20 protein-coding genes are annotated in these 23,555 nt (G+C 66.7%); 13 read left to right on the top strand and 7 right to left on the bottom strand.

Annotated elements, in window-relative coordinates; all coding sequences use genetic code 11:
- Positions 1-10: 10 nt before the first annotated feature.
- Positions 11-2,440 (top strand): tetratricopeptide repeat protein, encoded by a 2,430-nt coding sequence (locus LPA35_RS15345; RefSeq protein WP_255669740.1) that lies wholly within the window; start codon positions 11-13, stop codon positions 2,438-2,440.
- Positions 2,441-2,532: 92 nt separating this feature from the next.
- Here the strand turns inward: LPA35_RS15345 and LPA35_RS15340 are convergent, their stop codons facing one another.
- From LPA35_RS15340 to LPA35_RS15330, 3 genes are all read right to left on the bottom strand, one after another.
- The gene (locus tag LPA35_RS15340) at positions 2,533-2,832 is read right to left on the bottom strand and encodes a DUF3567 domain-containing protein (RefSeq protein WP_055392879.1); all 300 of its coding nucleotides are present in this window, start codon (positions 2,830-2,832) and stop codon (positions 2,533-2,535) included.
- A gap of 194 nt (positions 2,833-3,026) precedes the next feature.
- Positions 3,027-4,202, bottom strand: coding sequence for a DUF3108 domain-containing protein (locus LPA35_RS15335; RefSeq protein ID WP_228897568.1), 1,176 nt, complete (start codon positions 4,200-4,202; stop codon positions 3,027-3,029).
- 20 nt (positions 4,203-4,222) lie between these two features.
- A complete protein-coding gene (locus LPA35_RS15330; protein WP_055396937.1) occupies positions 4,223-5,005 on the bottom strand; it encodes an IclR family transcriptional regulator in 783 nt (260 codons plus the stop codon).
- Positions 5,006-5,108: 103 nt separating this feature from the next.
- On the opposite strand from LPA35_RS15330, the gene LPA35_RS15325 reads away from it, so the two are divergent.
- Together LPA35_RS15325 and LPA35_RS15320 are read left to right on the top strand one after the other, a co-directional pair.
- Positions 5,109-6,116, top strand: a complete 1,008-nt coding sequence (locus tag LPA35_RS15325; RefSeq protein WP_055396939.1) for a fumarylacetoacetate hydrolase family protein — start codon at positions 5,109-5,111, stop codon at positions 6,114-6,116.
- A gap of 204 nt (positions 6,117-6,320) precedes the next feature.
- Positions 6,321-7,301, top strand: coding sequence for a tripartite tricarboxylate transporter substrate binding protein (locus LPA35_RS15320; RefSeq protein WP_121507768.1), 981 nt, complete (start codon positions 6,321-6,323; stop codon positions 7,299-7,301).
- 122 nt (positions 7,302-7,423) lie between these two features.
- Here the strand turns inward: LPA35_RS15320 and LPA35_RS15315 are convergent, their stop codons facing one another.
- Together LPA35_RS15315 and LPA35_RS15310 are read right to left on the bottom strand one after the other, a co-directional pair.
- Positions 7,424-7,837 (bottom strand): VOC family protein, encoded by a 414-nt coding sequence (locus LPA35_RS15315; RefSeq protein ID WP_121507767.1) that lies wholly within the window; start codon positions 7,835-7,837, stop codon positions 7,424-7,426.
- 143 nt (positions 7,838-7,980) lie between these two features.
- Positions 7,981-9,003 carry a zinc-binding alcohol dehydrogenase family protein gene (locus tag LPA35_RS15310; protein ID WP_228897567.1) on the bottom strand — a complete coding sequence of 341 codons (1,023 nt, stop codon included), beginning with the start codon at positions 9,001-9,003 and terminating at the stop codon, positions 7,981-7,983.
- Between the two features lie 130 nt (positions 9,004-9,133).
- On the opposite strand from LPA35_RS15310, the gene LPA35_RS15305 reads away from it, so the two are divergent.
- The 5 genes from LPA35_RS15305 (at position 9,134) to LPA35_RS15285 (ending at position 14,336) form a co-directional block, all read left to right on the top strand.
- On the top strand, positions 9,134-10,039 hold the full coding sequence (locus LPA35_RS15305; RefSeq protein WP_228897566.1) for a LysR family transcriptional regulator: 906 nt from the start codon (positions 9,134-9,136) through the stop codon (positions 10,037-10,039).
- 205 nt (positions 10,040-10,244) lie between these two features.
- On the top strand, positions 10,245-10,970 hold the full coding sequence (locus tag LPA35_RS15300; protein ID WP_228897565.1) for an alpha/beta fold hydrolase: 726 nt from the start codon (positions 10,245-10,247) through the stop codon (positions 10,968-10,970).
- A 122-nt stretch (positions 10,971-11,092) separates the two neighbouring features.
- Positions 11,093-12,256 (top strand): iron-containing alcohol dehydrogenase, encoded by a 1,164-nt coding sequence (locus LPA35_RS15295; protein ID WP_228897564.1) that lies wholly within the window; start codon positions 11,093-11,095, stop codon positions 12,254-12,256.
- A 164-nt stretch (positions 12,257-12,420) separates the two neighbouring features.
- Positions 12,421-13,512 carry an alpha/beta fold hydrolase gene (locus LPA35_RS15290; RefSeq protein ID WP_228897563.1) on the top strand — a complete coding sequence of 364 codons (1,092 nt, stop codon included), beginning with the start codon at positions 12,421-12,423 and terminating at the stop codon, positions 13,510-13,512.
- A 143-nt stretch (positions 13,513-13,655) separates the two neighbouring features.
- Positions 13,656-14,336, top strand: coding sequence for a type 1 glutamine amidotransferase domain-containing protein (locus tag LPA35_RS15285; RefSeq protein ID WP_056745749.1), 681 nt, complete (start codon positions 13,656-13,658; stop codon positions 14,334-14,336).
- A gap of 178 nt (positions 14,337-14,514) precedes the next feature.
- Here LPA35_RS15285 and LPA35_RS15280 read toward each other — a convergent pair whose 3' ends face one another.
- Positions 14,515-15,417, bottom strand: coding sequence for a LysR family transcriptional regulator (locus tag LPA35_RS15280; protein WP_228897562.1), 903 nt, complete (start codon positions 15,415-15,417; stop codon positions 14,515-14,517).
- Positions 15,418-15,597: 180 nt separating this feature from the next.
- Here LPA35_RS15280 and LPA35_RS15275 point away from each other — a divergent pair, with 180 nt between their 5' ends.
- The 5 genes from LPA35_RS15275 to LPA35_RS15255 all read left to right on the top strand — a co-directional run bounded on the left by LPA35_RS15275 (position 15,598) and on the right by LPA35_RS15255 (position 21,325).
- Positions 15,598-16,326 carry a pirin family protein gene (locus LPA35_RS15275; protein WP_228897561.1) on the top strand — a complete coding sequence of 243 codons (729 nt, stop codon included), beginning with the start codon at positions 15,598-15,600 and terminating at the stop codon, positions 16,324-16,326.
- 129 nt (positions 16,327-16,455) lie between these two features.
- Positions 16,456-17,202, top strand: a complete 747-nt coding sequence (locus tag LPA35_RS15270) for a hydrolase (RefSeq protein WP_228897560.1) — start codon at positions 16,456-16,458, stop codon at positions 17,200-17,202.
- A 157-nt stretch (positions 17,203-17,359) separates the two neighbouring features.
- Entirely contained in the window at positions 17,360-19,261 is a 1,902-nt protein-coding gene (locus LPA35_RS15265) for an amidohydrolase (RefSeq protein WP_228897559.1), read from the top strand.
- Between the two features lie 2 nt (positions 19,262-19,263).
- Positions 19,264-19,671: a DoxX family protein gene (locus tag LPA35_RS15260; protein WP_228897558.1), complete on the top strand. Its 408-nt coding sequence runs from the start codon at positions 19,264-19,266 to the stop codon at positions 19,669-19,671.
- Positions 19,664-21,325 (top strand): MFS transporter, encoded by a 1,662-nt coding sequence (locus LPA35_RS15255; protein ID WP_228897557.1) that lies wholly within the window; start codon positions 19,664-19,666, stop codon positions 21,323-21,325. The genes LPA35_RS15260 and LPA35_RS15255 overlap by 8 nt, the downstream gene beginning before the upstream one ends.
- 97 nt (positions 21,326-21,422) lie before the next feature.
- Here LPA35_RS15255 and LPA35_RS15250 read toward each other — a convergent pair whose 3' ends face one another.
- Positions 21,423-23,519 carry a molybdopterin-dependent oxidoreductase gene (locus tag LPA35_RS15250; RefSeq protein ID WP_228897556.1) on the bottom strand — a complete coding sequence of 699 codons (2,097 nt, stop codon included), beginning with the start codon at positions 23,517-23,519 and terminating at the stop codon, positions 21,423-21,425.
- Between the last annotated feature and the right edge of the window lie 36 nt (positions 23,520-23,555).

Genomic DNA, 23,555 nt, shown 5'->3' with positions numbered 1-23,555 from the left:
ACCCTGGATCATGAGCATTCACTACAACTTCGGAATACGCCCTCCCCAAGTGACGAAAGCCCAACTGGCTGCGTGGTTGGACCAGGCCATGCGAGCACACCGGGAGGGCGCCATTGCGCAGGCCAACCAGCTCTACAACACCATTTTGAAGAATGACCCCAAAAACGTTGGCGCCCTGCACATGCAAGGCGTTTTGGCGTACCAGGCGGGTCACTTGCAAATTGCGGTGGACCTGATCGGCCAGGCCATCAAGCTGGCTCCGGACGATGCTGCGCCCCATATCAATCGTGGGCTGGCTTTGAGCGCATTGAAGCGCCATGACGAAGCACTGGCGCATTTTGAGCGAGCCACCAGCCTGCGCCCAGATTTCGCAGAAGCCTACGTCAACCGGGGGATCACGCTCAAGGAGTTGTCGCGGCCCGAAGACGCCATCGCAAGCTACGACCGGGCCATCGCCCTTCAGCCCAGACTGGCTGCCGCCCATAACAACAAGGGTAATGCCCTGCGCCAGATGGAGCGGCTGGACGAGGCGCTGAAATGTTATGAACAGGCCTTTGCCCTGGACGGGCAGGACGTGGACGCGTGCCAGAACATGGGCATGCTGCACGCCGATGCCGGCCGTTCGGACGAGGCCCTGAAATGTTTCGATCAGGTTATTGCACTGAGGCCTCAGCACGCCGAAGCCCATAACGGCAAGGGGGCGATCCTGGCGCAAAAAGAGCAGTGGACGCAGGCCATTGCGCACTTCGAGGCCGCCATTCAGGGCAATGACAAACTGGTCCAAGCCCACAAGAACCTGGGGATCGCGCAGCGCAGCCTTTTCCAACTGTCCAATGCGGTACAGGCTTTTCAGAAGGCTGCCCAACTGAGCCCACTCGACGTGGAGATCCTGGCGTTTCTAGCCCTTTCGTTGCTGGAGGCGGGGCGGTATGCAGAAGCACTTGCCGTCTACGACCAAGCGATTCGGCTGGCGCCTGAAAGGCCAGACCTGTACTACAACCGCGCCAATTTGCACATCCGGTTCAACCGGCATCAGGACGCCGTGGCCGACTACACGCAGGTGTATCGCCTCAAGCCAGATGCGAAGTATCTGCTCGGGTATCTTGCGAGCTGCAGGCTCAAGACCGGCGATTGGGGGCACTTGGCAGACGACATGGCGCAATGTGAGCGGAGCATCCGGGCCGGTGAGCTGGGTGTGAAACCCTTCATCGCGCTTTCGTTGTTCGACTCGCCCGAGTTGCACAAGCAGGCGGCACAAGCTTCCGTACAGCAGGATTTTCCTGAATCCACCGTCCTGGGGCCCATCCTTGCGCGTGCTGGCGCAGGCAAGATCCGGGTCGGTTACTACTCTGCGGATTTCCACGGCCACGCCACTTCGTATCTGATAGCGCAGCTTTTCGAAGTCCATGACCGTGAACGCTTCGAGTGGTTTGCGTTTTCGTTCGGACCTCCCGCGACGGATGCCATGCGCGCGCGTCTGGTTGCAGGTTTCGACCATTTCATCGACGTGCGCGAGCGCAGCGAGATCGATATTGCCCGCTTGTCGCGGGAGCTGGGCATCGACATCGCCATTGACCTGATGGGTTTCACCACGGGCTGCCGCTTTGGCATTTTTGCCCACCGCTGCGCCCCCATCCAGGCCGGTTATCTGGGCTACCCGGGGACGACCGGGGCAGACTATATGGACTACGTGATTGCCGACAAGGTGGTTGTGCCCCCCGACGCGCGGCGCCATTTCACCGAAAGACTCGTCTACCTGCCGCACAGCTACCAGGTCAACGACTCGCAGCGCGCGATCAGTGACCGGATGTTTACCAGGGAAGAGGCGCGGCTGCCTGCCACGGGGAGCGTGTTCTGCTGTTTCAACAACAACCAGAAGATCCTCCCGCAGGTATTCGACAGCTGGATGCGCATTCTGCAAGGGGTGCCTGACAGCGTTCTGTGGCTTCTGGCAGACAATCCTGCTGTGGAGGACAGCCTGCGGCGCGAGGCGCAGTCTCGCGGCGTGGCGGCCGAGAGGCTGGTGTTTGCACAGCGCCTGCCTCTGAGCGAGCATCTGGCGCGCCACCGGTTGGCCGACCTGTTTCTGGATACCTTGCCCTACAACGCTCACACCACGGCCAGCGATGCCTTGTGGGCGGGTCTGCCGGTGCTCACGCGGCTGGGAGAATCGTTTGCGGCGCGAGTGGCGGCCAGCCTGCTACATGCTGTGGGCCTGCCGGAGCTTGTGACCTACAGCGCCGCCGAATATGAAGCCCTGGCGATCTCGCTCGCCCAGGACCCTGCGCGCCTGAAGGCGCTGCGCGACAAACTCCAAGCGGAAAAAGCCCAGTCCCCCTTGTTCAACACCCACCAGTTTGCGCGTGATATCGAGGCTGCCTATCTGGCGATGCATGAACGGCACCTGCAGGGGCTGCCGCCCGAGGTGATTGAGGTGTGACAACTGGGGGCGCTGCCCCAGTCTGCCGAGAATGGAGGAGACCGATCTGGGCCCCCTGGGCCATCCAGGGATGGCTGCTGTGGAGGATGCGGTCAGTGCACCACGACCGGGTTCTGTGCCAGGCCCGCATAGCGGTCCAGCGCGTCTTCCACTTCTTCCTGTGTGGGGGTGTCGCGCTGCCAGGCCAGGATCTGCTCCTGGAACATCTCGGCCCAAGAGCCGTCCAGGTACACCTCTTTGCCGGAGCGCTTGTCCACGATTTCAAAGCCGTGGCGCGCGAGCTGGGGAACGGCGGGGGCGGTGTCGTTGAGCACCTGGGCGCTCTTTTTCTCCACGGCGTCGGGCAGCATGTGGACCACCACGAAGGATTCTGAGTCGTAGAGCATGTGCATCGTGTTCCCCTTGTCGATATAGATGTCAGATGACAGCGGGTGCGCAGAGTTCAAGTGGCACAGGCAAAGCCCGTGGCTTTTGTCCCCTTGCCGATGCAGTATTTCATGAAAACCCGGTGCTTCCGGTTTCGCGGGTCTATTTTGGTGGGATGGCGCTCCTGCGCAACACTTTTTAACAAGACCCCTCCAGACTATCAAGGCGGGCCGCTGCGGCTCAGTTGCAGGTCGGCGAAGTCGCCGTTGGCTTGGGTGAGCTTGATGCGTACCGGCAGATAACCCAGTGCGGGGGCCACCCACAGTTCGGCCTTCTGGTCGTAGTCCTTGCGGGGCAGGCGCTGCAACTTGAGGGTGGGCGTGGCGCCTGCGGGCAGGTCCAGTGTTTCTGCACCCTCGATGGTGAAGGTCCAGCGGTCGGCGCTGCGCGCGCTCACCGTGGTGAGCGTGATCTGGGTGCCGGTCACAAACCGGGCAGGATCGGCGGCGAGCAGGGCACCGAGTTGGATGAACACACTCAGCCGGTCCTGCACCCCCGGGCCCACGGTGGCGTCCGGCGTGTTGGCGCTGAAGGTGACCCGGCCCTTGGTGTAGTCGAAGTGCGCTGCCTGCTCGCTGCGGGACTTGTCTGAAAATTTCTCGGGCAACAGCCCTTGGGCCGTGATGGCGCCCACGCTGCGCTGCGTGCGGGAGCCCACTAGGAAGGCGCTGATCTGCTGCCGCGCCTCGTAGCGGCTGCCATCGTGCTGCCACAGCAGCTCGGCGCGGGCACTGTAGGCAAATTTCTTGGCCTGCCCACTCACGTCAAACGCCAGCCGTGTAGGCGGGGGCAGGCGCACAGGCGGTGGTGCCGTGTTGGGCGTGTGGTCCGTGCCAGCCCCGGGTGGGGCGATGTCCACGCCTGTTGTGGCTTCAGAGGGGAGAGGCGCTGATGATGCCTGGGCTGGTGCCGATGCAGGGGAGGCTGCCGTTGTGGGGAGCGTTTCCTCCACAACGGTCGAGACAGCTTCGGCGGGGGCGGCCAGCGCGACGTCTGCACCCGCCTCGGTGCTGGGGGCCGTGGCCTCGGTGGAGGGGGATGCAGGGGATGGCGCCTGGGCGACCGGGGGTTGGTGTGTTGCCCGTGCCTGTGGTTTGGGGCGCGCGGGCGGCTTGGGCGCGACCGCAGGTTTCGCCGCAATGGGGGCAACGGCTGCCACAGCTGCCACAGCTGCCACAGCGGCAGCGGGTGGCGGCGGGGCCGCAATGCTGCGCGTGCTGAACACTTTGCCGACAGGCGACCGGGGGCTGTCCCAAGCCAGCGGCACGCCGCTCAGCACCAGCCAGTGCAGGGCCAGCACCAGGACTGTGATGAGAAAGAGCGCGCGCCGTGGCATCTACCTGCGTGCCGGGGCCGTCAGGCGCTGCCCGCGCCCAGATCACTGGAGAGCTGGGCCGCAGCCGCGCGCAGCGGCGCGTCGATGGCGCCGCCCCACTCGGGGTCGAAGGTGGCAATGGAGCCCAGCGTGGTGATGCCCAACTCCAGGTGGCCGTCCGCGTCAAACACGGGTGCGCAGAACGCCACGATGCCAGGCAGCAAGGTATCGACCACCCGCGCGGCACCGCGTTCGCGTACCTCGGCCAGCAGGGTGTTGACCTCGGTCATGGTCGAGGGCAGGTCGGTGCGGCGCATCTTCACGGCGCGGGCCAGCTCCTCCTTGAGCAGCGGCGCCACCACATCAGGCGCCATGTGCGCCGCAAAGCAGCGGCCGGTGGCCGACGACAACAGCGGCATCACGTCACCCAGGCGCAGGTTGGCAGTGACAGCCTGGGGCGACTCCTCCCAGTGCACGATGGTGGGGCCGTGGTTGCCCCACACGGCCAGCGCCAGCGTGTGACCGATGGCTTCCATGAGTTCCGGCATGCGCTCGCGCGCCAGGCGCACGGCATCGAGCCGGGCCAGCGACGCCAGCCCCAGCTTGAGGGCGGCGGGGCCCAGGTCGTAGCGGGCGTTGCGCGGGTCTTGTGTGACCAGGCCCAGGCGCTGAAAGCTCACCAGATACCGGTGCGCCTTGGCCGCGCTCATGCCCGCCGAGGCCGCCACATCCTTGAGCATGAGCGGCCCGCGCGAGCGGGTCAGCCCCTCCAGCAGGGCAAAACCCACCTCGACCGATTGAATTCCTGCACGTTCTTTGTCCATGTGCACTAAAATTTGCGAGTTTTGTTTAGTTAAATCAATTTACCCAAGCGTAATTCGTGTTGGGTGAAGACTTTCAACCCCTTGAGACAAAGGTCCTGCCACCATGAAACTCGCTACCTACAAAGACGGCTCGCGCGACGGCCAACTGGTTGTCGTCTCCCGCGACCTGGGCACGGCCCATTATGCGACCGGCATCGCCAGCAAGCTGCAGCAGGCGCTGGACGACTGGGGCTTCATCTCGCCCCAGCTGCAGGACCTGTACGACCAGCTCAACAGCGGCCGCGCGCGCCACGCGTTCCCGTTTGACCCCAAGCAATGCATGGCCCCGCTGCCCCGCGCCTACCAGTGGGCGGATGGCTCGGCCTACATCAACCACGTCGAACTGGTGCGAAAAGCGCGCAACTCCGAAGTGCCCGAGAGCTTCTATACCGACCCCCTGATGTACCAGGGCGGCAGCGACGACTTCATCGGCCCTTGCGACGATGTGGTGGTGCCCAGCGAAGCCATGGGCATCGACTTTGAGGCCGAGATCGCCGTCATCACCGGCGACGTGAAGATGGGCACCACCGCCGACCAGGCGCTGGACGGCATCCGCCTGGTGATGATTGCCAACGACGTGAGCCTGCGCAACCTGATCCCTGCCGAGCTGGCCAAGGGTTTCGGTTTCTTCCAGAGCAAGCCCGCCACCGCCTTCGGCCCTGTGGCCGTCACGCTGGACGAGCTGGGCGACGCCTGGGACCATGGGCGCGTGAACCTCACCGTGCAGTCCACCTGGAACGGCCGCAAGGTCGGCATGTGCGACGCGGGCCCCGAGATGACCTTCCACTTCGGCCAGCTGATCGCCCACGTGGCCAAGACGCGCAACCTGCGCGCGGGCTCCATCATCGGCAGCGGCACCGTGAGCAACAAGGGCGTGACCGACGCCAACGGCCGCACCGAATGGCCCAAGGGCTACAGCTGCATCGCCGAAAAGCGCTGCATCGAGACCATCCAGGACGGCAAGCCCAGCACCGAATTCATGAAGTTCGGCGACACCATCCGCATCGAAATCAAGGGCAAGGACGGCGCGAGCATCTTTGGCGCCATTGACCAGAGCATCGCAGCCCCCTGAGCCGCCTTCGGCGTCTTCCCCCTCAGGGGGACGCCACCCGTGGCCTGGCAAAGCCAGTTCCACGGTGGTGCTGGCCTTAGCGCGCGCCGGTTTCAAGCGACGCGCGCATGTGCAGTCAAAAATACAAGAAAAAACAGGCTCTAGCGCTTATTGGATAAGCGTTAGCAGCTATTAATTTAATAGTTTCATATAGGAGACAACCCCATGCAGCGTAGAACCCTCTTGTCCGCCCTGGCCGCCGCAGGCGCCACCACCGCCGCCCCTTGGGCCCTGGCCCAGCAAGCAGCTTGGCCCGACCAGCCCCTGCGCTGGGTGGTGCCCTACCCCGCAGGCGGCGGCACCGACGTGCTGGCCCGCACCGTGGCCGAAGCCATGCGCCAGACGCTGGGACAGCAGATCATCGTGGACAACCGCCCAGGCGCCTCCACCAACATCGGCGGCCAGGCCGTGGCCACGGCCAAACCCGACGGCTACACCTTCATGTCGGCCGACAACGCCATCCTGGCCTACAACGAACACCTGTTCACCAAGCTGCCGTTCAACCCCGAAAAAGACTTCACCTACGTGGGCGGCATCAGCCGCTTCCCGCTGGCGCTGGTGGTGCATCCATCGTTCGAAGCCAAGACGGTGAAGGAGTTTCTGGACTACGCGCGTGCCAATCCCGGCAAGCTCAACTACGCATCGCCCGGCAACGGCTCGCCACACCACCTGGCGATGGAGATGTTCAAGAACCGCACCAAGACCTTCCTCACCCACATCCCCTACCGCGGCGCCGCGCCCGCGCTGCAGGACGTGATGGGTGGGCAGGTGCCGTGCATGTTCCTGGACCTCGCCGCCGGCTTGCCCGTGATCACCTCGGGCAAGGTGCGTGCCTTGGCCATCGGCTCGGCCAAGCGCGTGGCCGCGCTGCCGGACGTGCCCACCCTGGCCGAAGCCGGTGTGCCCAACACCGAGGTGTTTGCGTTCCAGGGCATCTTGGCGCCCGCCGGTCTGCCCGCTGCGATCACGGCGCGCCTCAACGGCGACCTGAACAAGGCCCTGCTCAACCCCGCCGTGGTCAAGCGCATGAACGACTTCGGCATGGAAGCCCTGCCCGGCACGCCCGAGCAGTTCCGCGCCATGGCACGCTCCGAGTCCAAGCGCTGGGGCGAGATCATCAAGGCGGCAGGCGTGAAACTCGACTGACCCCCCTGAGCGGCTGCGCCGCTTCCCCCCAAGGGGGACGCACCCGGTGGCCTGGCAAAGCCAGTTCCACGGGTGCACTCGCTTGGCGACGCGCCCTCTGCGGGGGGGGGCTGCGGTGTTTCTTACTCCGGCAGGTGGCACACCGCTTCGATGTTGTTGCCTTCCGGGTCGATGACAAACGCGCCGTAGTAGTTCTCGTGGTAGTCGGGCCGCAGGCCCGGGGCTCCGTTGTCTTTGCCCCCGGCTTCCATGGCGGCGCGGTAGAAGGCATCGACCTGGGCCCGCGTGGTGGCCCGCCACGCCAGGTGACAGCCCGTGGTCGCGGGCGGGCCGCCGTAGGGCGAGGGGCCATCGATGAACCACACATCCGCCTTCTTGCCGTCGGGCTCGGACGGAGCCGGGTAGGCATAGCCCAGCATGTTGGAGCCGTAGTTGCCTTCAAAACACAGGTTGTAGCCCAAAGGCGCGAGGGCAGCGGTGTAGAACGCCTTGGTGCGGGCGATGTCGGTGACACGGAAGGTCATGTGGTCCAGCATGGGAGGGACTCCTAGGGTTGTTGTGTGCGGTTTTATATCTGAAATACTGATATTAAACACAGTATTTTTCATCTGGATACAGAACTCACCGCAGCCTCAAAGGCCGCCCCGCCCATGCCTCTGACTCATCGGACTGGCGCTCTTCAGGTCCACCCCTCCAGCACCAGCTTGCCCCGCGCCTTGCCGCTCTCGATGAGCGCATGGGCGCGTTTCAGATTCGCCGCATTGATGCTGCCCAACCGCTGGTCCAGCGTGGTGCGGATCAGCCCCGCATCCACCAGCTGCGCCACCTCGGACAGCAGCCGGTGCTGGCCGATCATGTCGTCCGTGCCAAACAGCGCACGCGTGAACATCAGCTCCCAGTGCAGCGACACCGACTTGCGCTTGAACTTCGTCACATCGAGTGACACTGGGTCGTCGATCAGCGCGAACTGGCCTTGCGGCGCGATGGCCTCGACGATCTGGTCGAAGTGCGCATCGGTCTGCGTGAGGCTCACGATGATGTCCACCGTGGGGTGGCCGATGCGGGCCAGCTCTTGCGTGAGCGGCTGGCTGTGGTCGATGACGTGGTGGGCGCCCAGGTCGCGCACCCACTGCTGGGTTTCGGGGCGTGATGCGGTGCCGATCACCGTGAGGCTGGTGAGCCGAGCCGCCAGCTGCGTGAGGATGGAGCCCACACCACCGCTCGCGCCGATGATGAGCAGGGTCTTGTTGGTGGGCTGCTTGCCTGGCGTCACGCCCAGGCGGTCAAACAGCAGCTCCCACGCGGTGATGGTGGTCAGCGGCAGCGCAGCGGCTTCGGCAAAGTCCAGCGACTTCGGTGCGTGGCCCACGATGCGCTCGTCCACCAGATGCAGCTCGCTGTTGGTGCCGGCGCGCGCGATGGAGCCTGCGTACCAGACGCGGTCGCCGGGCTGGAACAGCGTCACCTCTGGCCCCACGGCGCGCACGATGCCGCTGGCGTCCCAGCCCAGCACCTTGTAGTCGGGGCCGTCGCCGCTGCGCGAGCTGCTTTTGCGCACCTTGGTGTCCACGGGGTTCACCGAGACGGCATGCACCTCCACCAGCAGGTCGCGGCCGGTGGCCACGGGGTCGGCTTGGGTGATGTCGAGCAGCGATTCGGGGTGGTCGATCGGGTGGGCGGTTTGGTAGCCGATGGCTTTCATGGGGTGGTCCTGGCTCTAAAAATGAGATGCCTCGATGATTGGTCTTGCGGGTTTGTTTTTAAATGGGTGGATAGTTGAATGAATATTCAATCAATATTTGAAAATAAAGCCGACAACACCTGAAGTCGCCATGAAAAGCCTTCAAGACCTGGACATCTTTGTGCGTACCGTGGACAGCGGCAGCCTGTCTGCTACGGCCAGGGCGCTGGACCTGACACCGGCTGCAGCCAGTGCGGCGCTCAAGCGGCTGGAGGCCGAGCTGGGCGTGCTGCTGTTCGTGCGCTCCACGCGCAGCCTGCGGCTCACGCCCGAGGGCACGCTGTTTCTGGAGCACTGCCGCCCCGCGCTGGCCGCGCTGCAGCAGGTGCAGGGGCAGCTGGCCAGCGGCCGGGCGGGTGCGCTGAGCGGCACGCTGCAGCTGGCGGCGCCGTCCGACCTGGGGCGCAATGTGTTGTTGCCCTGGCTCGACGAGTTCCAAGTCGAGCACCCGGGCATCGCCGTCCGATTGCAGCTGTCAGATCGCATGGCCAACGTGTACAGCGAGCCGGTGGACGCCGCCTTTCGCTATGGCAAGCCCCAGGATTCGGCCCTGGTCGCGCTGCCGCTGGCGGCCGAGCACCGGCGCGTGCTGTGTGCGGCCCCGGCCTACCTGGCGGCCCACGGCGCGCCCGCCACCCCGCATGCGCTGGTGGACCATGACTGCCTTTGCTTCATGCTGGGCGAGGATGTGCACGACCGCTGGCGGTTCTGGGATGCGGCGGGCCAGGAGGCGCAGGTTCGTGTGCGCAGCCACAACGTGGCCAATGACGGCGATGCCGTGCGCCGCTGGGCCGTGCTGGGGCGCGGCATTGCCTACAAGTCGTACTTTGACGTAGCGCACGATCTGGCTGCCGGTCGTCTGGTGCCACTGTGCACCGACTGGACCACGGAGGCGGTCCCGCTGTTTCTGGTGGCCCCCAGCCGCAGGCAGCTCACGCCGCTGGTGCGTGCGCTGCGCGACTTCATGGCCACGCGGCTGCAGGCGCTGCTGCAGTAGCAAGAGGTCGCCTCCTGATCTTTGCGTGTCGCGGGCGAGGGAGGAGGGGGGGGCCGCCGGCCGCCAATCGGTGGTCCGGATTCAGCGAGTGCCTGGGGCAGGGCGGTTTTACGCTCCGGTCGGAGTGGGGCGCCAAGCCATCGCTCGCCCGGCTGGCGGCGCAACTGGCGCCCGGCATTTCTCCCCAAGACCCAAAGGCATCTTCATGAATATCGTTCTTTTGCACGGCAGCTGGCATGGCGCCTGGTGCTGGCACAAATTGGTCCCGCTGCTGCAGGCCCGGGGGCACCAGGTGCATGTGCCTGACCTGCCCGCCCATGGCCGCCACTGGCGGGTGGCGCGGGGGCGCACCACGCTCTCGGCCATGGCGGCGCATGTGTGCCGGGTGCTCGATGCGCTGGACGGCCCGGCGCTCATCGTGGCGCACAGCCGGGGCGGCATTGTGGCGTCCACGGTGGCCGAGTTGCGGCACCACAAGCTGGCGGGTGTGACCTACCTGGCCGCTTACATGCTGCGCCATGGCGAGCGGGTGACCGACTTTTTCCGCCAGGACAAGGCCTCGCTGGTGGCGCGCCACATCCATGTCAGCCGCAGCACCTTGACCGACCACCTGGCGCCCGAGGCCTACCGCCCCGCGCTGTACGCCGATTGCTCGGACGCCGACGTGGCGCTGGCCCAGGCGCTGCTCACGCCCGAGCCTTCGCTGCCCGCACTCACCCGGCTTGCGCTGACGGCGCCGCGCTACGGCAGCGTGCCCCGGCACTACATCGAGCTGACGCAGGACCGGGCCGTGACCATCGAGCTGCAGCGCAAGATGATCGCGGCCTCGCCCTGCGCCACGGTGTCGTCCATCGAGGCGAGCCACTCGGCGTATTTCTCGCAACCCCAGCGGCTGGCGGACACCGTGCACCAGATCGCCGGTTTCCGCTGAAGGGCCCGGGATGAGCGCGGCGGTGGCAGGGCTATCGCCCACGCGACGCCGCCGGGGCGCGGGTGCGCCGCACAATGCGACCCCCAACGGCGCATGCGCCTGCCTCGCCCAGAAAGACCCCCATGCTGAATTTCGACTTCCACAACCCCACCCACATCGCCTTCGGCCAGGGCCGCATTGCCGACCTGGCCAAGCTCGTGCCCGCTGCCGCCAAGGTGCTGATCCTCGTGGGTGGCGCCAGCGCCGAAAAGACCGGTACGCTGGCCGAGGTGCGCGCCGCGCTGGGCGAGCGCCAGCACGCCACCTTCAGCGGTATCGAGCCCAACCCCAGCTTTGAGACCTCCATGAAGGCCGTTGCGCAGATCCGCGAAGGCGGGTTTGACTTTCTGCTCGCCGTGGGTGGCGGTTCGGTGATCGACGCCACCAAGTTCATCGCGGCCGCTGTCCGCTTTGAAGGCGATGACCCCTGGGCCATCCTCGAAAAGCACGGCCGCAACGTCAAGGGCGCCATGCCGTTTGGTTCCGTGCTCACGCTGCCCGCCACGGGTTCTGAAATGAACAACGGCGGCGTCATCACCCACCGCGCCAAGGGCGCCAAGCTGTCGTTTGGTAGCGTGCACACCTACCCCGTGTTCTCGGTGCTCGACCCCACCAAGACCTACACCCTGCCGCCGCAGCAGCTGGCCAACGGTGTGGTCGATGCGTTTGTGCATACGGTGGAGCAGTACCTGACCTACCCGGTCAACGCGCCCGTGCAGGACCGTTTTGCCGAAGGCATCCTGCAGACGCTGATCGAGATCGGCCCGCGCCTGCTGACTGCCCCCGAGCCTGTGTACGACGACCGTGCCAACCTCATGTGGGCCGCCACCATGGCGCTCAACGGCCTGATCGGCGCGGGCGTGCCGCAGGACTGGGCCACGCACATGATCGGCCACGAGCTGACTGCCCTGCACGGCATCGACCACGCGCGCACCCTGGCCATCGTGCTGCCCGCGCTGCTGAATGAGCGCCGGGTGGCCAAGCGCGCCAAGCTGCTGCAGTACGGCGAGCGCGTATGGGGCATCACCACCGGCAGCGAGGACGAACGCATCACCGCCGCCATCGAGCGCACGCGCGACTTCTTTGAAAGCATGGGCATCGCCACCCGCCTGTCGGGCTACGGCCTGGGCGCCGACACCGTGGGTGCCGTGGTGGCGCAGCTGGAAGCGCATGGCATGGTGACCCTGGGCGAGCAGCGCGAGATCACGCCCGCCGTGAGCCGCCGCATCCTCGAAGCCGCGCTGTAAGCCGCCGCCGAGCGGGAGGGCGGGCGGGCAGACGCTCGCGCCTCCCGTGGTGCATTTCGCGCCGCGCAGCGGCGTTTCGTCGCAGGGCGCTGGAGCCCGCTGCGGGTGCTGCCTACAGTGCCGTCAAGCCGCCACCTCGGGCGGCCATTGACGAAAGGCGCACCGTGATCCTCATCCTCTTCCTGGCCCTCCGCACCACATGGCGGGTTGCCCGTGCCCCGCTGCTGGCAGCTTTTGTGGCAATGCTGGCCTGGGCCGCGCCGGCATCGGCCCAGCACGCCGGCCTGCGCACCCTGGTGGTACCGGGCGCAGAGCCCGTGACCGTGGCGCTGTTCTACCCCACCCCGGTGGTGGCGCGCACCCAGCCCATGGGGCCCTGGCGGCCCGTGGTCACGCCGGGCGCCCCGGTGGCAACCGCGCCCCTCAAGGGCCTGATCCTCATCTCGCACGGCACGGGCGGCCATGAACTGGGCCACCACAACCTGGCCACACGCCTGGCGGCCGACGGCTATCTGGTGGCGGCGTTGCGCCACCCGGGCGATAACTGGGAAGACCGGTCGATGATTACCTCGGGCCGCTACTTCAGCGAGCGCCCCCGCCAGGTGAGCCGCGTGCTGGACGCGCTGCTGGCCAGCCCCGAATGGGGCCCCCGCATTCCGGCCGGGCGCATTGGTGCCGTGGGGCATTCGGCAGGTGGCTACACCGTGCTGGCCCTGGCCGGTGCGCAGGCCGAACCGGCCCGTGCGGCGCAGCACTGCCGCAGCGTGTCGGACGACCCCGGCTTTTGCAGCCTGGGCAAGCTGCCCGCCCGTGGCCAGACCGCCCAGACTTCCAAGGAGGCACCTGCGGCCGCCACTGCGGCACCCACGCAGGCCGGCGCCTCCGCGCTCGATGGTCCACTGGTCTCGGTGGCAGACCCCCGCATCCGCGCCGTGGTGGCCATGGCGCCCATGGCGGTGGTGTTCACGCCAGACAGCCTGAAGGCCATCAGCGTGCCCGTGCGGCTGATGGTGGCCGAGCGCGATGCCGTGCTCGTGGGCCCCTACCATGGCGGCTATGTAGCGGCTAATTTGCCGTCTGCACAGGCCAGTACGGTGCCGGGTGCAGGCCACTTCGCCTTCATGGCCCAGTCTGTCTGGCCGCTGGCGTCCGAGGCGGGAGACGCCGCAGCCAACCCCGAAGGCTTTGACCGCGTGGCTTACCATGCCACGCTGGAGAACGAGGTGGCGGAGTTCCTGGCCAGGCAGCTGCGCTGAGATGCTGGGGGGCTTACAGCGCGGTAGTACCGTCCTGTAAGCCAATGCCGCAAACCTGCCTGCATCGCGGGACAACGGGCCCTATGGCTGGTACGGTGGTGGTTTGCTTTTTCCGATCAATCCCCACAACGAAAGCGACCTCCATGGCACACATCCTCATGGTTCTGACGTCCCACGACCAACTGGGCGACACCGGCAAAAAGACGGGCTTCTGGCTGGAAGAGTTTGCGGCACCGTACTACGTGTTCAAGGATGCAGGCGTGCAGATCACGCTCGCATCGCCTCACGGTGGCCAGCCGCCCCTGGACCCCAAAAGCGACGACGAAAACGCCCAGACCGATGCCACGCGCCGCTTCAAGGCCGATGCTTCAGCGAAGCAGCAGCTGGCCAGCACCGTGCCCCTGTCCAGCGTGAAGGCCGAGGACTTTGACGCCGTGTTCTACCCCGGCGGCCATGGCCCCCTGTGGGACTTGGCCGAAGACGCGCAGTCCATCGCACTCATCGAAAAGACCTTTGCGGCCGGCAAGCCGCTGGCGCTGGTGTGCCACGCACCCGGCGTGTTGCGCCACACCAAGGCGCCCGACGGGTCGCCCCTGGTGAAGGGCAAAAAGGTCACGGGTTTCACCAACACCGAAGAAGACGCTGTGCAGCTGACCCAGATCGTGCCGTTCCTGGTGGAAGACATGCTCAAGGCCAACGGTGGTGTGTATTCCAAAGGCCCTGACTGGGCACCCTATGTGCTGACCGATGGCACGCTGATCACGGGGCAGAACCCGGCATCGTCAGAGCAGGGCGCCCATGCCTTGCTCAAGCAATTGGGCTGATGAGGAAAAGGGGCTTCGGCCCCATATTTGCGCTGGGTGGCTGCACCGGAATATCCGTGTTCTACATTGGAAGCAAAAAAGGCAGCCAGCGCTTTATCCATCAGCGCAAGCAGCTATCAAATTGGAAGTTATCGTGTGGTGATGCCTGTCGCCAGCCCACGCAACGCGCTCGCTTCATTCAATACGGCAGGATGCCTGGCAACAGCGGGCGGTCCAGCCGGTGGCGCCACCACTTGAGTGCCTCGCCCATGTGCTCGGGTCGCCAGGCCAGCCAGAAGGTTTCGTCCGGGCGGGGCTCCTCCACCTGCAACTCCATCAGAATGCCGGTCTCCAGCTCCACGCGTACACAGGCGCGGGGCACAAAACCGTGGCCCAGACCTGCGGCCTGGCAAGCGATCTTGGCCTGCATCGATGGCACGGTGATACGGCGCTGGCCTGACAGCAACCCCACCGTGCGGTCGTTCAGCGAGCGCGCCCCGTCGCCCACCACCACGGCCGTGTGTTCCAGCAAGTCGCTGCGCGTGAGCGGCCGCTGCAGCTTGGCCAGCGGGTGTGTGGCCGTCACGCAAAAAGCGAAGGCCAGGCTGCCCACGGCCACCGCCTTGTAGCCACCCCCCGCTGGGCCTTCGCCTGCGGCCACGACGATGTCTGCGCGCCCTTCGCGCAGCGCCTCCCAGGTGCCTGTCAATGCTTCGCTGCTGATGCGCAGTCGGGTGCCGCAGTGCAGGTCTTCAAACGCGCAGATGTCCTGGTTGAACGCGTGCGTGGGGATGAGCGAGTCGTGCATCAGCCGCAGCTCGGACTCGAAGCCCGTGGCGATCTGCCGCATCCGCGATTCGAGCTGCTGCGCGGCGGCCAGCAGCCAGCGCCCCTCCTTGAGCATCTCTTGGCCGGCAGGGGTGAGCGTGACGCGCGGGCCGTTGCGGGTGAACAGGGCCAGGCCCAGCTGGTCTTCCAGCTTGCTCACGGCGTACGAGATGGTGGACGGCACCTTGTGCAGCCGCTCGGAGGCACCTGCAAACGAGCCGTGGCGGGCAATGGCGTCGATGGTTTCAATGGCTTCCAGCGTGAGTTTCAGCATGGTCCAATTCCTTGATCTGCATCATCGAAATTATCGATGATGAGTTGGAAAACCTTTCAGCATACGCCCCGGAACGGCGCGAGATACTTTCTTCACTGCAGCACTGAAGCCTTGATGAATAGGGCGGTGAGGCAAAAACCTCCCAGTGTGAATCACATCGACGAAGAAAGGACCTGCACCATGCTCGACATCCGCAAAGCCCAACACCGCGGCAACGCCAACCACGGCTGGCTCCATTCGCGCCACACCTTCTCGTTCGGCCACTACCACGACGCCAACCAGCAAGGCTTTTCCGACCTGCTGGTTATCAACGACGACCGCGTGGCCCCGGGCAAGGGCTTCGGCACCCACCCGCACCGCGACATGGAAATCTTCTCGTACGTGCTGGAAGGCGCGCTGGAGCACAAGGACTCCATGGGCACGGGCTCGGTCATCCGCCCCGGCGACGTGCAGATGATGAGCGCCGGCACCGGCGTGCGCCACAGCGAGTTCAACCACTCGGGCGTTGAGCCGGTGCACTTCCTGCAGATCTGGATCGTGCCGGGTGTGCGCGGCGCTGAGCCCCGCTACCAGCAGGTGCACTTCAGCGAGGCCGACAAGCGCGGCCGCCTGCGCCAGATCATCTCGCCCGAAGGGGCTGACGGATCGCTGGCCGTGCACCAGGACGCCTGGGTCTATGCCGGCTTGTTCGACGGCAGCGAAGAGGCGGCCGATCTGGACGTGGGCCCGGGCCGCAACGTGTATGTGCACGTGGCCCGCGGCAGCCTGGAGGTGAACGGCGAGCGTCTGTCCGAAGGCGACGGCGCCCGCATCCGCGACGCTGGGGCCCTGCGCTTTGCCAACGGCGAAGGCGCCGAGGTGCTGGTGTTCGACCTGCGGCCCAACGAGCTGCCCACGATGCCGCACTGAGCGCATGGGGCGCACTGGGGAGCGGGGTGGGCGATGCCGCCCATCCCTTGCGCCCCGGCCCGCCGCATTGCCTTGTCTATTTTTTGTTTTTCTCGACGTCCTTCATCTTCAATTTCCAGGGAGTTCACCATGACCAACGCCAACGCCAACGCCAACGCCAACGCCAACGCCAACGCCAACGCCAACGCCAACGCCAACACGACCGCCGCAGCCAACGCCACCGCCCGCCCCGTCGCCTACGCCAAGCCCGGCGCCACGCTGCTCAACGCCGGCGACCACACCCTGGTCATGATCGACTTCCAGTCGCAGATGGCCTTTGCCACGCACTCCATCGATGCAATCACGCTGCGCTCCAACGCGGGCCTGGTGGCCAGCGCGGCCGCCGGGTTTGGCGTGGACACCATCCTCACCACCGTGGCCGAAAAGAGCTTTAGCGGCCCCATGTTCGAGGAAGTGACTGCACCATTCCCCGGCCAGGCGCTGCTGGACCGCACCTCCATGAACACCTGGGAAGACGAGGCCGTGATCGCACGGGTCAACGCCATCGGCAAGCCGCGCATCGTGCTGGCCGGCCTGTGGACCAGCGTGTGCATCGTGGGCCCGGCGCTGTCGGCGCTGGACCAGGGCTTCGAGGTGTATGTGATCGCCGACGCCAGCGGCGACATCTCCGTGGAAGCCCACAACCGCGCCATGGAGCGCATGGTGCAGGCCGGCGCGCGGCCCATCACGGCATTGCAGTACCTGCTGGAGCTGCAGCGCGACTGGGCGCGGGGCGAGACGTACGACATGACGACGGGCATCGCCAAGAAGTTCGGCGGCGGCTATGGCCTGGGCATCACCTACGCCAAAAGCATGTTCAACGCCCAAGAAGCCTAAAAAAAGGGTGCATTGGCCTACTGCGCGACCCGATCCCGCACCTGCGGTTCTCGCCGTACGCTTGTACGGCTGCGGTCCTCGATGCAGGCTAGGGCCGCTCGCTACGGCCAATGCACCCTTTTTGCGCTCTGCCATTGCTGAATTTTCGAAGCAGACCATGACACAACCTGCCATCACCCCCGACCTCATCCTGCGCAACGGCCGCTTCACCACGCTGGACCGCGCCAATCCCACGGCCAGTGCGGTCGCCATTGCGCAAGGGCGCTTTACCAAGGTCGGTGACGACCGCGAAGTGATGGCGCTGGCTGGTGCGGGTACGCGGGTCATCGACCTGGGCGGGCGCAGCGTGCTGCCGGGGCTCATCGACAACCACCTGCACATCATCCGCGGCGGCCTCAACTTCAACATGGAGCTGCGGTGGGACGGCGTGAAGAGCCTGGCCGACGCCATGGCCATGCTCAAAGCCCAGGTAGCGGTGACGCCCGCGCCGCAGTGGGTGCGCGTGGTGGGCGGCTTCACCGAGCACCAGTTTGCGGAAAAGCGCCTGCCCACGCTGGCCGAGCTGAACGCCGTGGCGCCGGACACGCCCGTGTTCATCCTGCACCTGTACGACTGCGCGTTGCTCAACGGAGCCGCGCTGCGCGCCGTGGGCTATGGCAAGGACACGCCCGCGCCGCCCGGTGGAGAGATCGTGCGCGACAGCGCGGGCAACCCCACGGGCCTGCTGCTGGCCAAGCCCAATGCGGCCATCCTGTATGCCACGCTGGCCAAGGGCCCCAAGCTGCCGCACGACTACCAGGTCAACTCCACGCGCCACTTCATGCGCGAGCTCAACCGCCTGGGCGTGACCGGCGCCATCGACGCGGGCGGCGGCATGCAGAACTACCCGGATGACTACGACGTGATCCAGGAGCTGGCCGATGCCGACCAGCTCACCATTCGCCTGGCCTACAACCTGTTCACGCAAAAGCCCCAGCACGAGAAGGAGGACTTCCTGAACTGGACGGCCACCTCGCAGTACAAGCAGGGCACGGACTACTTTCGCCACAACGGCGCGGGCGAGATGCTGGTGTTCTCCGCCGCCGACTTCGAGGACTTCCGCCAGCCCCAGCCCGAGCTCGCGCCCGGCATGGAAGGCGAGCTGGAAGAAGTGGTGCGCATCCTCGCGCAGAACCGCTGGCCCTGGCGCATGCACGCCACCTACGACGAGACCATCGAGCGCGCGCTCAACGTGTTCGAAAAGGTCAACCAGGACACGCCGCTGGCCGGCCTGAACTGGTTCTTCGACCACGCCGAGACCATTTCGGAAAAGTCCATCGACCGCATCGCCGCCCTGGGCGGCGGCGTGGCCGTGCAGCACCGCATGGCCTACCAGGGCGAGTACTTCGTGGAGCGCTACGGCGCCGCGGCGGCCGAGGCCACGCCCCCGGTCAAGCGCATGCTGGAGAAGGGCGTCAATGTGTCCGCCGGCACCGACGCCACCCGCGTGGCCAGCTACAACCCCTGGGTGTCGCTGTCCTGGCTAGTCACCGGCAAGACGGTGGGCGGCCTGCAGCTCACGCCGCAACGCAACTGCCTCACCCGCGACCAGGCCCTGCGCATGTGGACCGAGAACGTTACCTGGTTCAGCAACGAGCAGGGCAAGAAGGGCCGCATCGAGGCGGGCCAGCTGGCCGACCTCGTCGTGCCTGACCGCGACTTCTTTGCCTGCCCCGAGTCCGATATCGCCGACACCACGGCCCTGCTCACCGTGGTGGGCGGCAAGGTGGTCTATGGCGTGGGCGACTTCGCGCGCTTCGACGACGCGGCCCCGCCGCCCGCCATGCCCGACTGGTCGCCCGTGCGCACCTTCGGCGGCTACGGCGCCTGGGGTGCCCAGGGAGGGGCGGACGGCGCGCCGCTGCAGGCCGTGCTGCGCAACGCGGCGGCGAACTGCGGCTGTGCGAGCAACTGCAACCTGCACGGCCATGCCCATGCCACGGCCTGGAGCAGCAAACTCCCCGTGTCCGACCTGCAGGGCTTTTGGGGTGCGCTCGGCTGCGCCTGCTGGGCGGTGTGACGGTGCAGCACGCATTGCAAAACGCCGCCACCGCGCCCTGGGTGCAGACGCTGGCGCTGCTGTGCCTGTGCGCCGCGTACCTGCAGGGCGGCATCGGCAAGGCCCGCAACTTTGCGGGCGCCGTGGCCGAGGTGCGCTCGCTCGGCCTCGCGCCCGCCGCGCCCATCGCTGCCGCCACGCTGGTGCTGCAGCTTTCGGCCTCGGCGCTCATCCTGTCGGGTTGGTACCGCTGGCTGGGGGCGCTCGCCCTTGCGGGCTTCACGGCGCTGGCCACCTTGCTGGCAGACCGCTTCTGGGCCGCGCCGCCCGCCGAGCGGCAGCGCAGTGCCAACGCATTTTTTGAACACTGGGGCCTGGTGGGCGGCATGCTGCTCGTCGCCTGGCACGACCTCGGAGGCCGCCATGTCTGATCACCGCCCAACCAAACCCGACACCACCACCGCACCGGGCAGCTTTGCGCCGCTGGCCATTCCCGTCTTTGCGGTGCTGTGGACCGCCACGGTGCTGGGCAACATCGGCAGCTTCATGCGCGACGTGGCCAGCGCCTGGATGGTGACCGAGCTCTCGTCCAGCCCCACCGCGGTCGCGCTGATCCAGACGGCCGCCACGCTGCCCGTCTTTCTGCTCGCCATCCCTGCGGGCGTGCTGTCGGACATCCTGGACCGCCGCCGCTTCCTCATCGGGGTGCAGGTGCTGCTGGCGGCCGTCAGCGGAACGCTGCTCATCCTGGCCAACACCCACACGCTGACGGTGGAGTGGCTGGTGGCCCTGACCTTTGTGGGCGGTATCGGTGCCGCGCTCATGGGGCCCACCTGGCAGTCCATCGTGCCCGAGCTGGTGCCGCGCAGCGAGCTCAGGAGCGCCGTGGCGCTCAACTCGCTGGGCATCAACATCGCACGCGCCATTGGCCCGGCGGCGGGCGGCCTGCTGCTGGCCAGCTTCGGCGCGGCCATGGCCTACGGCCTGGACGTGCTGAGCTATGTGTTCGTGATCGCCGCGCTGCTGTGGTGGAAGCGCCCCAAGGCCGAGGCCTCAGGCCTGAACGAGCAGTTCTTCGGCGCCTTCCGCGCCGGCGTGCGCTACGCCCGCGCCAGCCGCGAGCTGCATGTGGTGCTGCTGCGCGCGGCCGTGTTCTTCCTGTTCGCCAGCTCAGTCTGGGCGCTGCTGCCGCTGGTGGCGCGCCGCATGCTGGGCGGCTCGGCAGGCTTTTACGGTGTGATGCTGGGCGCCGTGGGCGCGGGCGCCATCCTGGGCGCCGTGCTGCTGCCCCGCCTGCGCCAGCGGCTCGACACCGACGGGCTGGTGCTGCTGGCCTCGCTGCTCACCGCTGCTGTCATGGGCGTGCTGACCGTGGCCCCGCCCCAGTGGGCCGCCGTGGCGCTGATGCTGGTGCTGGGCCTGGGCTGGATCATCGCGCTGACCACCCTCAACGGCGTGGCCCAGGCCGTGCTGCCCAACTGGGTGCGCGGCCGGGGCCTGGCCATCTACCTCATGGTCTTCAACGGTGCGATGGCCGCGGGCAGCCTGGGCTGGGGCCTCATCGCAGGGCAGGCCGGTTTGCCGGTCACGCTGCTGATGGGCGCGGTCGGTCTGGTGGCGGCGTCGCTCATCTTTCACCGCGTGAAGCTGCCCACCGGTGAGGCCGACCTGCAGCCCTCGAATCACTGGCCCGAGCCGCTGCTGGCTGAGCCTGTGGCGCACGACCGGGGCCCGGTGATGGTGCAGATCGAGTACCGCATCGCCAAGCCCGATCTGCCTGCCTTCCTGCAGGCCATGCAGCACCTGTCTGCCGAGCGCCGCCGCGACGGCGCCTACGCCTGGGGCGTGGCCGAACACACGGGCGAGCCGGGCAGGGTCATCGAATGGTTCCTCGTCGAATCGTGGGCCGAGCATCTGCGCCAACACCACCGCGTGTCCAAGGCCGATGCCGACCTGCAAGCGGAGGCGCTGCGTTTCCATGTCGGTCCGAAGCGGCCCGTGGTGCACCACTTTCTGGCACTGACGGCTGGCGGATCGGATGGGCAGGGCGCAGCCCCTTCAACCACGGCCTTGCACACGCATTGATGAAGAATGTGATTGAAAATGGCCTCTAGCGCTTATTGGATAAGCGCTGGCAGCTATCAATTTGATATTGCGTCAGGTTAGCAGGTGACGCCCGCGATCAGGCGGATGCCAACGCCAGGGTGTCCGCCGAACTGGCCTCCACCTCCACCAGGCAGTCATAAAACGTCGGCGCGCGGCCCAGGTCCGTGAGGGCCTGGCTGGTGACCTCGTTCACATTGGTGCCGCCCAGCCCCAGCTTTCTCCACCAGATGCCCAGGCCATTCACAACCCCGGGCCGTGCGCGGCGCGACACGGTGGCGTGGCACAGGTAGCTGCCCCGGTCGTTGAACACGCGCACCACGGCGTCGTTGGCAATGCCGCGTGCTTCGGCATCGTCGGGGTGGATCTCCAGCACGGGGCGGCCCTCGATGTTGCGCAGGCTCTGCACGTTCACGAAGGTGGAGTTCAAGAAGTTGCGCGCGGGCGGCGAGATCATGGCCAGCGGGTAGCGGGCGTCCGTGCCCTGCAGTTCGTAGTTGGGCAGGTGGTCGGGCAGGCCGTCCAGGCCCTGGGCGGCCAGGCGGGCGCTGTAGAACTCGCACTTTCCAGAGGGTGATGGGAAGTTGCCTTCGGCGAACGGCGCATCGGGCAGCGCCAGCGTGGCAAAGCCTTGGCTTTCGAGCAGTGCGTAGTCCACTGCGTCGCCAAACGCCTGGCGGCACAGGGCCTCGTCGCTCTCGGCAAAACAGGGCTCGGCAAAGCCCATGCGCGCCGCCAGGTCGCGGAAGATCTGTGCGTTGCTGCGCGCCTGGCCCTGCGGCGCAATAGCGGGGCGGTTGAGCAGCACGTCGGTGTGGCCGTAGCTCAGGTGCACGTCCCAGTGCTCCAGCTGCGTGGTGGCGGGCAGGATGTAGTCGGCGTAGTCGGCCGTGTCGGTGCGGAAGTGCTCCAGCACCACCGTGAACAGGTCTTCGCGCGCAAAGCCTTGCACCACCTTGCCCGAATCGGGCGCCACGGCCACGGGATTGCTGTTGTAGACCACGATGGCCTCCACCTTAGGTCCGAACGCAGGCGAGGCCTCGCGCAGCAGGTCGTCGCCAATGGTGGACATGTTGATGGTGCGCGGTGTCTGGGCGGGCATCAGGTCGGGTCGCTGCAGCACGGCGCGCTGCGCGGGGAACTGGCCCGAGCTGGACAGCAGCACGCCGCCCGCTCGGTGGCGCCAGGCGCCCGTGAGCGCCGGCAGGCAGGCCACGGCGCGCACCGCATTGCCGCCGCCACGCACACGCTGCATGCCGTAGTTCAGGCGGATGGCGACGGGCTTCGTCGTACCGTAGTCCTTGGCCAGCTGGCGGATCTGTTCCACCGGAATGCCGCACACCTCGGCCGCGCGCTCGGGCGGCCACTGCAGTGCACGCTCGCGCAGCTGGTCCCAGCCCAGCGTGTGGCGGGCGATGTAGTCGTGGTCCAGCCAGTCGTTCGCGATCAGCTCGTGCATTAGCGCCAGGGCCAGCGCGGCGTCGGTGCCGGGGCGCAGGGCAATGTGCTCGTGGCATTTGTCGGCCGTCTCGCTCTTGCGGGGGTCAATGCACACCAGCTTGGCGCCATTCCTCTTGGCCTGCTGGGCGTAGCGCCAGAAGTGCAGGTTGCTGCCGATGGAGTTGCTGCCCCAGATGATGATGAGCTGCGATTCGGCGAAGAACTCCACCTTCATGCCCACCTTGCCGCCCAGGGTCTGCACCAAGGCCTCGGCGCCGGCCGATGCGCAGATGGTGCGGTCCAGTTGCGAGGCACCCAGCTTGTGGAAGAAGCGGCGGTCCATGCTCTCGCCCTGCACCATGCCCATGGTGCCCGCGTAGCTGTAGGGCAGGATGGCTTCGGGCGCGCGCGCGGCGATGGCCTGCAGGCGCTGGGCGATGTCGCTCAGCGCCTCGTCCCAGGTCACTGGCACGAACTGGCCGGCCCCCTTGGCGCTCGTGCGCTTGAGCGGCGTGAGCACGCGCTCGGGATGGTAGCTGCGCTCGGTGTACTTGCTCACCTTGGCGCACAGCACGCCGTCGGTGTGTGGGTGAGCGGGGTTGCCCTGTACGCGGGTGGCCACGCCGTTCTCTACAGTCGTCAACAGGGCGCAGGTGTCTGGGCAGTCGTGGGGGCAGGCGCCGCGCACCTGAGTCGGTACAGATAGAGGGGGATTTGCAGCAGAAGACGTGGGCATTTGGTAGGTTGATCGTTAAACTGGCAATCAGGGTTG

Source organism: Acidovorax sp. Leaf73, from assembly GCF_916855635.1.
GTDB lineage: Bacteria > Pseudomonadota > Gammaproteobacteria > Burkholderiales > Burkholderiaceae_C > Acidovorax > Acidovorax facilis.
This window is presented reverse-complemented; position numbering and strand designations above follow the sequence as displayed.

Bases quoted from the DNA above. Each gene is read 5' to 3' on its own strand.
- LPA35_RS15345 (WP_255669740.1), top strand. From the start codon at position 11: ATGAGCATTCACTACAACTTCGGAATACGCCCTCCCCAAGTGACGAAA.
- LPA35_RS15340 (WP_055392879.1), bottom strand. From the start codon at position 2,832: ATGCACATGCTCTACGACTCAGAATCCTTCGTGGTGGTCCACATGCTG.
- LPA35_RS15335 (WP_228897568.1), bottom strand. From the start codon at position 4,202: ATGCCACGGCGCGCGCTCTTTCTCATCACAGTCCTGGTGCTGGCCCTG.
- LPA35_RS15330 (WP_055396937.1), bottom strand. From the start codon at position 5,005: ATGGACAAAGAACGTGCAGGAATTCAATCGGTCGAGGTGGGTTTTGCC.
- LPA35_RS15325 (WP_055396939.1), top strand. From the start codon at position 5,109: ATGAAACTCGCTACCTACAAAGACGGCTCGCGCGACGGCCAACTGGTT.
- LPA35_RS15320 (WP_121507768.1), top strand. From the start codon at position 6,321: ATGCAGCGTAGAACCCTCTTGTCCGCCCTGGCCGCCGCAGGCGCCACC.
- LPA35_RS15315 (WP_121507767.1), bottom strand. From the start codon at position 7,837: ATGCTGGACCACATGACCTTCCGTGTCACCGACATCGCCCGCACCAAG.
- LPA35_RS15310 (WP_228897567.1), bottom strand. From the start codon at position 9,003: ATGAAAGCCATCGGCTACCAAACCGCCCACCCGATCGACCACCCCGAA.
- LPA35_RS15305 (WP_228897566.1), top strand. From the start codon at position 9,134: ATGAAAAGCCTTCAAGACCTGGACATCTTTGTGCGTACCGTGGACAGC.
- LPA35_RS15300 (WP_228897565.1), top strand. From the start codon at position 10,245: ATGAATATCGTTCTTTTGCACGGCAGCTGGCATGGCGCCTGGTGCTGG.
- LPA35_RS15295 (WP_228897564.1), top strand. From the start codon at position 11,093: ATGCTGAATTTCGACTTCCACAACCCCACCCACATCGCCTTCGGCCAG.
- LPA35_RS15285 (WP_056745749.1), top strand. From the start codon at position 13,656: ATGGCACACATCCTCATGGTTCTGACGTCCCACGACCAACTGGGCGAC.
- LPA35_RS15280 (WP_228897562.1), bottom strand. From the start codon at position 15,417: ATGCTGAAACTCACGCTGGAAGCCATTGAAACCATCGACGCCATTGCC.
- LPA35_RS15275 (WP_228897561.1), top strand. From the start codon at position 15,598: ATGCTCGACATCCGCAAAGCCCAACACCGCGGCAACGCCAACCACGGC.
- LPA35_RS15270 (WP_228897560.1), top strand. From the start codon at position 16,456: ATGACCAACGCCAACGCCAACGCCAACGCCAACGCCAACGCCAACGCC.
- LPA35_RS15265 (WP_228897559.1), top strand. From the start codon at position 17,360: ATGACACAACCTGCCATCACCCCCGACCTCATCCTGCGCAACGGCCGC.
- LPA35_RS15255 (WP_228897557.1), top strand. From the start codon at position 19,664: ATGTCTGATCACCGCCCAACCAAACCCGACACCACCACCGCACCGGGC.
- LPA35_RS15250 (WP_228897556.1), bottom strand. From the start codon at position 23,519: ATGCCCACGTCTTCTGCTGCAAATCCCCCTCTATCTGTACCGACTCAG.